This is a genomic window from Salsipaludibacter albus (genome assembly GCF_019798055.1).
GTDB lineage: Bacteria > Actinomycetota > Nitriliruptoria > Nitriliruptorales > Nitriliruptoraceae > Salsipaludibacter > Salsipaludibacter albus.
In genome coordinates, this window is record NZ_JAHOPH010000041.1 from 21,420 (window position 1) to 30,179 (window position 8,760).

The 8,760-nt window shown below is 74.3% G+C and carries 8 protein-coding genes; all 8 read left to right on the forward strand.

Annotated features, from left to right (window positions below):
• The first annotated feature begins 137 nt into the window (after positions 1 to 137).
• The 8 genes from ald (at position 138) to KR546_RS17155 (ending at position 8,755) form a co-directional block, all read left to right on the forward strand.
• Positions 138 to 1,253, forward strand: a complete 1,116-nt coding sequence (ald, locus tag KR546_RS17120) for an alanine dehydrogenase (protein WP_238445936.1) — start codon at positions 138 to 140, stop codon at positions 1,251 to 1,253.
• A gap of 176 nt (positions 1,254 to 1,429) precedes the next feature.
• Positions 1,430 to 1,789, forward strand: coding sequence for a TraR/DksA family transcriptional regulator (locus tag KR546_RS17125; protein ID WP_238445937.1), 360 nt, complete (start codon positions 1,430 to 1,432; stop codon positions 1,787 to 1,789).
• The gene (locus KR546_RS17130; protein WP_238445938.1) at positions 1,789 to 3,108 is read left to right on the forward strand and encodes a thymidine phosphorylase; all 1,320 of its coding nucleotides are present in this window, start codon (positions 1,789 to 1,791) and stop codon (positions 3,106 to 3,108) included. Before KR546_RS17125 ends, KR546_RS17130 begins: the two co-directional genes overlap by 1 nt.
• A 194-nt stretch (positions 3,109 to 3,302) precedes the next feature.
• Positions 3,303 to 4,241 (forward strand): hypothetical protein, encoded by a 939-nt coding sequence (locus KR546_RS17135; RefSeq protein WP_238445939.1) that lies wholly within the window; start codon positions 3,303 to 3,305, stop codon positions 4,239 to 4,241.
• Complete coding sequence (locus KR546_RS17140) at positions 4,238 to 4,888, forward strand: DUF4129 domain-containing protein (RefSeq protein ID WP_238445940.1); 651 nt, start codon at positions 4,238 to 4,240, stop codon at positions 4,886 to 4,888. Before KR546_RS17135 ends, KR546_RS17140 begins: the two co-directional genes overlap by 4 nt.
• On the forward strand, positions 4,885 to 6,075 hold the full coding sequence (locus KR546_RS17145; RefSeq protein WP_238445941.1) for a DUF4350 domain-containing protein: 1,191 nt from the start codon (positions 4,885 to 4,887) through the stop codon (positions 6,073 to 6,075). Before KR546_RS17140 ends, KR546_RS17145 begins: the two co-directional genes overlap by 4 nt.
• A gap of 119 nt (positions 6,076 to 6,194) precedes the next feature.
• Positions 6,195 to 7,199: an AAA family ATPase gene (locus KR546_RS17150; RefSeq protein WP_238445942.1), complete on the forward strand. Its 1,005-nt coding sequence runs from the start codon at positions 6,195 to 6,197 to the stop codon at positions 7,197 to 7,199.
• Positions 7,196 to 8,755: a DUF58 domain-containing protein gene (locus tag KR546_RS17155; RefSeq protein ID WP_238445943.1), complete on the forward strand. Its 1,560-nt coding sequence runs from the start codon at positions 7,196 to 7,198 to the stop codon at positions 8,753 to 8,755. Before KR546_RS17150 ends, KR546_RS17155 begins: the two co-directional genes overlap by 4 nt.
• Positions 8,756 to 8,760 lie beyond the last annotated feature (5 nt).

Below are 8,760 nucleotides of genomic sequence, written 5' to 3' on the forward strand. Positions count from 1 at the left end.
CTCTGGGTCGTGGAGGTCGGTCGGGAGTGTGGGGCGACGGGCCCAGGGGAGGTCTACCGTGGCCAGCAACGCGGGCGGGGCCGACCAGGGTCGGCGTGCCCACCACATCGCACACGCAGCCACTCAACGGAGAGTCCATGCGCATCGGCGTTCCCACGGAGGTCAAGGTCGACGAGCACCGGGTGGCGGCGACGCCCCATGCGGTGCACGAACTGGTGGTGGACGGCCACGAGGTGGTCGTGCAGGCGGGCGCGGGGGAGGGGTCCTCGCTGTCCGACGAGGAGTTCGTGGCGGCCGGGGCCAAGATCGTGGACACGGCCGAGGAGGCATGGGGCGAGGCCGAGCTGGTCCTGAAGGTCAAGGAGCCACTGGCGTCCGAGTACGGCCACCTGCGTGACGACCTCACCCTGTTCACCTACCTGCACCTGGCAGCCGACGAGGCACTGACCCGCGCACTGCTGGACGCCGGGACCACCGGGATCGCCTACGAGACCGTCACCGGCCCGAACGGGTCGCTGCCCCTGCTCGCCCCGATGTCCGAGGTCGCCGGCCGCATGGCACCGCAGGTGGGCGCGGCCTCGCTGCAGGCCGAGCACGGTGGCCGCGGGGTCCTGCTGGGCGGCGTGCCCGGTGTGCAGCCGGCCTACGTCGTCGTGATCGGGGCTGGCACCTCCGGACGCAACGCCGCCCAGATCGCGGCGGGGATGGAGGCCCGGGTGATCGCCATGGACCTCGACATCGACAAGCTGCGGGCGATCGACGCCGACCACCGGGGCCGGATCCTGACGCTGATGTCGGACCGCCTGACCCTGGAGGAACAGCTCAGCCAGGCCGACCTCGTGATCGGCGCGGTGCTGGTGCCCGGCGCCCGCGCCCCGAAGGTGATCACCCGGGAGCTGCTCGGCGTCATGAAGCCGGGGGCCGTGATCGTCGACATCGCGATCGACCAGGGTGGCTGTGCCGAGACCTCGCGCGTCACCACCCACTCGGATCCCACCTACGTCGTGGACGGGGTCGTGCACTACTGCGTCGGCAACATGCCGGGCGCCGTCCCCCACACCTCCACCTATGGACTGACCAACGTGACGCTGCCACACGCCCGGCGGCTGGCCCGGGGCGTGCGACAGGCCCTGGCCGACGACCCGGACCTGCGCAACGGGCTCAACACCCACGCGGGCGTGCTGACCAACGGGCCCGTGGGGTCCGCCCACGACCTCGACGCCGTCCCACCCGACGACGCGCTGGGGACCTGACGGGGGACGCTTCGCTGCGTCGGCCTCCACGACTGAACAGGTGTTCAGCCGGACCGTGCGGACCGGGCCCGTTCGCGCTGCCGTGACGACGTCCGGGTCGAACGGGAGGCCGGTGGGGACCGTGGCACCCAGTAGCCTCGCGGGTGACGACATCACCTCTCTCACAAGGCACCTCCATGGACGCCGACGCCATCAACGAGCTGCGCGCCGAGATGCTCGCGGACCGTGAAACACAGGTCGAGATCCTCGACGAGCACGGTGCCGACATCCACTCCGACACGGTCAAGGACATCGGGGTGTCGTCGTCCGGCTTCTCCGACGCGGGCCAGCAGGCCGAGGAGCGCTCGGAGGTGCTGGGCAGCATCGAGACCGCCCGCACCCGCGTCCACCAGATCGACACCGCCCTGGAGCGCATCGACGAGGGGACCTACGGGGTCTGCGTCGACTGTGGCAACGAGATCCCCCAGGCCCGACTGGAGGTCCGCCCCCTGTCGGTGCGCTGTGTCGAGTGCGCGGCCAAGCACGAGGACCGCTGATGGCGCGACTGGACGTCCCGGCGACGATCCGGCGCAAGCGCGACGGCCACGAGCTCGAGGCCGACGAGATCCGTGCGTTCTTCACGGCCTACCTCGACGGCGACGTCGCCGAGGAGCAGATGTCGGCCTTCCTGATGGCCGGCGTGATCCGTGGGTTCACCCCGGACGAGGCGGCCGCCATGACCGAGGTCGCGGTGGCCTCGGGCGAGGTCGTCGACCTGTCCGGGCTGGCCGGTCCGACCGTCGACAAGCACTCCACGGGCGGGGTGGGCGACACGACGACGCTGGTGGTCGCCCCGATCCTGGCCGCGTGTGGCCTGCAGGTCGCCAAGCTCAGTGGTCGGGGGCTCGGCCACACCGGCGGCACGCTCGACAAGCTCGAGGCCATCCCGGGGTTCCGCGTCTCGCTGTCGCCCGACGAGGTCACGGCCCAGGTCACCGACATCGGGCTGGCCGTCGCCGCGGCGACCGCCGACGTGGTGCCGCTCGACAAGCGGCTGTACGCCCTGCGCGACGTCACCGCCACGGTCCAGTCGGCCGCGCTGATCGCGGCCAGCGTGATGAGCAAGAAGTTGGCCGGCGGTGCCTCGACCGTCCTGCTGGACGTCAAGGTCGGCGACGGCGCGTTCATGACCGACCTCGACGACGCCACCGAGCTCGCCCGCCAGTGCGTCGCCATCGGGCAGGCCCACGGTCGCGCGACCGGCGCGCTGATCACCGACATGTCCCAGCCGCTGTCCCACGCGATCGGCAACGCCGTCGAGGTGGCCCATGCCGTCGACGTGCTGACCGGTGAGCGGCCGGGGCGCTTCCGCGACCTGTGCCTCGAGCTCGCCACCGCCGCGCTGGTGCTGACCGGCCGGGACCCCGACGACGCGGCGGCGGCGACCGCCGACGCACTGGACTCGCAGGCCGCCGCCGACCGCTTCCGCGCGATGGTCTCGGCGCAGGGGGGTGACGCCGACATCGTCGACGACCCGCGGGCCGTCCTCCCGGACGCGCCGGTGGTCGGGACCTGGCAGGCCCCGGACGGTGTCCTGGTCGACGTCGACACCCGGGGGCTGGGCGCGCTCGCCGGTGGCCTGGGGGCCGGCCGGCAACGCAAGGAGGACGACGTCGACCCGACCGTGGGGCTGGAGTTCTGGCTGGAGATCGGCGACGACACCACCGCGATCGAGCCGTCCGTGACGATCCACGCGTCCACCGGGGAGGACCTCGACTGGGCCCGGGGACGACTCGAGGACCTGGTCACGGTCGGCGAGGGCGCGGTGCCCCCGCCCCTGGTGCACGACCGATTGCTCGGCGAGGATCCCGCATGAGTGGCTGGGACCGCCCCGACGACCCCGGTCGCCGCGACGAGCCCGGCCGCGCCCGACCGGTCTCCGGCCCCCCCTCCACGGGACAGGGTGCGCCACCGACCCGACCGGGGCCACCGGCACCCGGCGGACAGTCCTCCGGCGGACCACCCACGCGACCCCTGCCCGTCCCACCACCACCGCCGGGTGGTGCGTCCGTGCCACCACCCCCGGTCGCGGCAGGGTGGAGCAACCAGCCGCCCCCACCCGGTGGCGGCGGTCGTCTCGAACGCTCGATGACGGTCGGCGACGTCATCGAGGCGATGTTCACGCTCCTGCGGAGCACCTTCGGCACGGTCGCGGCGGTCGCGGCGATCCTGCTGGTCCCGGGGCTCGTCCTGGTGATCACCAGCCTCACCCAGGTCGAGGAGATCTTCTCGGCGGCCTCGGTCGGCCCGGACGGCGCCTTCACGCTGGGCTCGGGGAGCGGGATCGAGCCGCTGTTCGTGATCCTGCTGGTCCTGGGCGGACTGCTCAGCCTCGTCGGCAGTGCCGCCGCGGTCCCGGCGACCATGCAGGTCGGCGTCGACCACTGGAACGACGTGACGCCGCGGGTGGGTCGGGCCCTGGCGGTCGGGTTCCGACGGATGTGGGGGATCATCACGGTCTGGCTCGCCCTGTGGCTGCCGCTGGCGGTGCTGTTCGCGCTGCCCGGGCTGTTCGCGCTGGTCGCCGAGGAGCCGGCCTGGTTGGCGCTGTACTTCGTCGTCCTCCCGGTCGTCGCCGTCCTGTCGCTGGTGGCGATCATGGTCGGCTACCTGGTGCCCGCGGCGGTGGTCGCCGAGGAGATCGGCGCCTGGCAGGCGCTGCGGCGGGTCCGCACGCTGTTGCGTGGCACGTTCTGGCCCACGTTCGGCCGGGGCCTGCTGATCGGCTTCCTGCTCGGGATCGTCAACTCGGTGCTGGGCTTCGTGTCCAGCTTCCTGGGGTTCCTGCCCCCGGAGGTGATCATCGTGCTGGCGATCGTGACCAACCTGGTGAGCTTCCTGGTGCTGACACCGCTGGGCAACTACGGCGGGCTGGCGCTGTACGGCGACCTGCGGATCCGGTCCGAGGGGTCCGACGTGCTCGCGATGGCGTCGCGGCTGCGCGGATGACCCCGGGCGCGTCGTCGGGTTGGTCGGTCCTGGCCCAGGTGGACCCGGGTCGCGCCGACCGGATCGACGAGTCCGTCCGCGGCATCCTGTCCGAGCCGCCCTACCTCGACGAGCCCAACCTGCTCGAGCGCTTCCTCCAGTGGCTCATGGAGCGGGGGGTCATCTCGGGCGACGCGGCAGGTGGCGTGGGGCGCGTGCTCGAACTGCTCGTCCAGGTCGCGGTGGTGGCGGTCGTGGCGTGGATCGGCTGGCTGGTGGTGCGGCGGCTGCGGACCGGCACGTTCCGTCGGGCGGGTGACGAGGTCGTGACGACGACGGCGGAGCCCGAGCGGAGTGCGGCGGAGTGGCTGGCCGACGCCCGGGAGGCGCGGGCCGCGGGTGACCACCGTGACGCCGTCCGAGCCGCCTACCGGGCCCTGGTCGTGCGACTGGTGGCCCTCGAGGCGGTGCCGGCCGCGCCCGGTGCGACCGTCGGTGCCCACCGCGAGGCGATCGGGCACGCCGAGGTCGTGGCCGACCTGCAGGCGCGGGGTTTCACCGACGCCAGCGACGTGTTCGAGCGGGTCTGGTACGCCGAGGCGCAGGCGGACGGGGACGACGCGGACACGGTGATCGCCGCGGCCGAGGCCGTGGGGGTGCGCGCGTGAGCGCCGCGACGCAGGCCAGTGCGACCCGGGGGACCCGGGTCGGGGTCGCGTGGATCGGCGGGATCGTGCTGGTGGTGCTGGTGATCGTGGTGCTGCTGCCCTCGTCGCCCCCGCCCTACGCGGTCACCAGCGAGGCCCCCGACGGCACCGACATCCTGCGGCGGGTCATGGACGACCTCGGGGTCGAACTGCGTGGCGGACCGGCCGACGAGGTGCTGGCGGAGCTGGCCCCGACCGACGTCGCGGTGGTGTTCGTCGACCGGCTCGGCGACGACCAGGAGGAGGCCCTGCGGGGCCACGTCGCGGCCGGGGGTCGGCTGGTGGTGGCGGACCCACGCTCGGCGCTGGCCGGCGCCGGGCCCGGGTTGGAGGTCGTCGCCGGGCAGGGCGTGTCGGGGCCACCCGGGTGTGACCTGCTGCCCGACCGCATGGACGTGGCACTGGCGGTCGACGGGTTCGCGGGCATCGGCCCCGGCGACGTCCCCGACCTCGTCCGGGTGCCCGACGACGCGACGGCCAGCTGCTTCACGACCGACGGGCTCGCCCTGGTCGTGGCGCAAGCGGACGGAACCATCGTGCTGTCCGATCCCGCCCTGGTGACCAACGCCTCGATCCAGGCACAGCCGGGACTGGGCCAGTTCGCGAACCTGTTCGTGCCCGACGACCCCGGCGGGCGGGTGCTGGTGGTCGAGGGCGACCAGCCACCCCCGCTGTCCGGAGGCGACGCCGGCCTTCCGGGTGCACCCCCGGCGGCACTCGTCCGGGGCATGTGGCTGGTCGGGCTGGCCGCACTGCTGTACGCCCTGGGCCGGGCGCGACGCCACGGGCGGGTCCTGGCCGAGGATCCGCCGGTCGAGGTCCCGGCGTCGGAGCTGGCCGTGGGCATCGCCGAGCTGCTGCAGCGCCACGGCGAGGTCGGGTCGGCGGCGGCACGATTGCGGGCCGACCTGCGGGCCGCGGTCGGTCCGCGGCTGGGGGCAGCCGGCACGGGTGGCCCGGCACCCTCCGACGGGGCGGACCTGGTCGACCCGGCCGTCCACGCCACCGGGCTCGACCGCGCGACCGTCGACCTCGCGATCCGGGACCAGCCGGTCACGGACACGGCCGGGTTGCTGGACGTCGCCTCGGCCGTGCGCCGGGTCCGAACCGCCGTGCTCTCGCCGTCCGCCGAGCCACCCTCGGGCTGAGCCCGCCCGCCGACCTCCCGTCCCCATCCGCGACCCCGGACAGCGACCCCGACACCGATCCCGACACCGATTGCCGATCGTCCGACACCGACCGGACCCGCACCACGCCAGGAGCAACGATGCAGGACCCGCGCACACAGGAGCCCCACCCCACCGCCGACGTCGGGACGGACCGCGACCCGGGCGTGGGTGATCCCCGGGCCGCCCTCGACCGAGTGCGCTCACAGGTGGGTCGGGTGGTGGTGGGACAGTCCCACGTCGTGTCGGGGCTGGTGACGGCATTGCTGGCCAACGGCCACGTCCTGCTCGAGGGCGTGCCCGGCGTGGCCAAGACACTGACCGTCAAGGTCCTGGCGGCGGCGCTCGACCTCGACACCCGGCGGGTGCAGTTCACGCCCGACCTGATGCCGTCCGACGTCACCGGCCACCTCGTGCTCGACGGGTCGGACCTGCGCTATCGCGAGGGTCCGGTCTTCACCAACCTGCTGCTCGCCGACGAGATCAACCGCACGCCACCCAAGACCCAGGCCGCGCTGCTGGAGGCCATGGAGGAGCACCAGGTGACCGCCGAGGGCGAGCCGCGGGCCCTGCCCGAGCCCTTCATGGTCATCGCGACCCAGAACCCGGTCGAGTACGAGGGCACCTACCCGCTGCCCGAGGCCCAGCTGGACCGGTTCCTGTTCAAGCTCGAGGTGGGCTACCCGGACCTCGACCAGGAGGTCGAGGTGGTGGGGCGCCACGACGAGGGGATGGACCCCCACGACCTGTCGGCGATCGAGGGCGTCGCCTCGGCCGCCGACATCGCGGCCGCACGCCGGGCCGTGCGTGCCCTGCGGGTCGCCCCGGAGGTGCGTCGCTACGTCGTGCAGGTGGTCCGTGCGACCCGGGACCTGCCCGCGGTCTCGCTGGGGGTGTCACCACGTGGCGCCGCGATGCTGCTGCAGGCAGCCAAGGCCTGGGCGTGGCTGTCCGGGTCCGGCTTCGTCAGCCCCGACCACGTCCAGGCGATCGCCCGGCCGACCCTGCGCCACCGCATCCAGCTGCGACCGGAGGTGGCCCTGGAGGGTGGGTCGGTCGACGCGGCGCTGGACCGCGTGCTGGCCACGGTGCCGGTGCCACGATGAGCACCAGCGCCCCCGCGACGTCGGGCGCCTCGCCGCCGGACTGGGACACGCCGCCCGGTGGGGTCGCCGACCGGACCGGCGGGTCCGGACGGGGCGGCGCCGGTGGTGACGTCCCCGGTGCGGACGAGCGGGACGACGCGGTCGTGCAGGCCGGCGTCGACACGGCGGCGCCCCGTGGGCCGGTCCCGGGCGAGCGCCCCGCGAGCTGGAGGCGGTCGTGGTGGGCGGCACAGGTCCGCCTGCCCCGGCCACCGCTGGCCGTGCTGGTCGCGATCGTCGCCGGCGCGGTCGTCATCGGTGCGCCCGCCGGCCCGCTGCTGCTGGGCGTGGCCGTCCTGGTCGTCGTGGACGCCCTGCTGGTCGGTGCACCGTGGACCCTGCCGGTCGCCCGCCACCTCCCCGACGTCCTGACCCTCGGCGAGTCCGCCACCGCCGCGTGGACGGTCCGCGGAGTGCGGCCCTGGCCCCAGCGCGTCGCGCTGTCCGACGACCTGCCGCCATCGCTGGGCACGCCCCGCCGGGTCGACGTGACCGTCCGGCGTGGCCGCACGACCACGGCCGAGGTGGCGATGCGACCGACCCGGCGTGGCCGCCACCGACCGGACGAGCTGGTCGTGCGCCTGGCGGGGCCGCTGCGCCTGGTGGCACGACAGCACGCACGCTCGCTGCCCGGCCGGATCGACGTGCACCCGGCGTTCCCGTCCCGAAGGGAGGCCGAGCTGCGGATCACGGACCGGCGGGTGCTGGAGGTCGGGATGCGGGCCGCCAGGCTGATCGGCACGGGCACCGAGTTCGAGGCCCTGCGGGACTACACCCGCGACGACCAGGTCCGGCGGGTCGACTGGTCGGCGACCGCCCGGGCCGGCAAGCCGATCGTGCGGACCTACCGGGCCGAGCGCAACCAGGCGGTCCAGGTGGTGCTCGACACCGGTCGGCTCTCGGCGGGACTGGTGGCGGGCGTGACGAGGCTGGACCACCTCATGGACGCGGCACTGGCCGTGGCGACCGTGGCGATCGGGGTGGGGGACCGGGTCGGCTTCACGTCGTTCGCCTCCGGGCCCGGGGTCGAGGTCGCGCCGGCCGGCCACCAGCAGCAGCGGACCAGGATCGCGTCGGCGATGGCCGGCCTGGAGCCGTCCCTGGTCGAGTCCGACCACCGGCGCGCGTTCACCTCCATCGTCGCGCGACAGCGTCGCCGTGCCCTGCTGGTGCTGTTGACCGACCTGTCCAGCGAGTCGCTGGTCGACACGCTGGTGCCCGCCCTGCCGGTGCTGCTGTCGCGCCACCTCGTCGTGGTCGGGGCGGTCAGCGACCCCCAGGTCGAGACGTGGGTCCGGCGTGGCGCGGACGCGACCCCGGCCGGGATCCCTGCCGACGGCCCCACCGTCGACGGGGCCTACCTCGCGGCCGGCGCGGCGACCCTGCAGCGGACCCGCCGCCGCACCGCCCGCATGCTGGTCGAGCGGGGCGCCCAGGTCGTGGACGCCCCACCCGGGGTCCTGGCCGGACGGCTGATGGACGCCTACCTCGACGTCAAGGCCGCCGGCCGCCTGTAGCCCGC